Source organism: Streptomyces sp. A 4/2, from assembly GCF_940670765.1.
Classification (GTDB): domain Bacteria; phylum Actinomycetota; class Actinomycetes; order Streptomycetales; family Streptomycetaceae; genus Streptomyces.
This window is the reverse complement of the sequence record NZ_CALNVW010000120.1, coordinates 1-234: the sequence shown is the minus strand read 5'-3', so window position 1 is coordinate 234 and position 234 is coordinate 1. Positions and strand designations below refer to the sequence as shown.

The 234-nt window shown below is 67.9% G+C and carries 1 protein-coding gene; it reads left to right on the top strand.

Features of this window, described 5'->3' with window-relative positions; translation table 11 throughout:
• The coding region (locus NBY69_RS37280; RefSeq protein ID WP_250306704.1) for a hypothetical protein at window positions 1-234 on the top strand (234 nt) is incomplete at both ends.

Below are 234 nucleotides of genomic sequence, written 5' to 3'. Positions count from 1 at the left end.
CGGTCACGCTCCTCAACATCGGCATCACCGCGGGCGAGTCCACGCACGCCGACACCCTCTCCAAGTCGGCGCTCCCGCACCGCGTCCAGGCCCGCATCACCGAGGACAGCGGAAAGGTCGACATCCTGCTGCACGGCGACAAGGTCGACGCCTTCTCCGCCGTCACGCACAAGGACAAGGCGTACGCGTACGGGGTGCGGCTCGTCGCCAAGCTGCAGAAGCTCATTCCCCGGC